This is a genomic window from Fructilactobacillus sp. X2R1C1, from assembly GCF_059901435.1.
On record NZ_JBWXUV010000162.1, the window covers coordinates 1 to 234 of the forward strand.

At 51.3% G+C, this 234-nt stretch carries 1 protein-coding gene; it reads left to right on the forward strand.

The window, feature by feature from the left end:
• Positions 1 to 15: 15 nt before the first annotated feature.
• Positions 16 to 234 (forward strand): hypothetical protein (locus tag AC6UDG_RS07880; RefSeq protein WP_500707016.1); only part of this gene is annotated, 219 nt, incomplete at its 3' end.

The following is a 234-nucleotide window of genomic DNA, read 5'->3' on the forward strand; positions in this document are numbered from 1 at the left end:
CGGTATGTGAGGGGGTTGGAGGGAGAAGAAGTACCGTTGCCGTTGCAACAATTTGAGAAAGGCTTTACACAACTGAAAGAGGAGTTCGCAGCGGGAAAGGTCACCTGTGAAGAAGAATGGGCGTTCCGAAAAGACTGGTCAGAAACCGGTTGGATGGATGACGACTGTTGGCACAGAGCAAAACTTGACGCGTTTTTAGTGGGGGGCGACGGGTCAGCACTCATCGTCGATTAT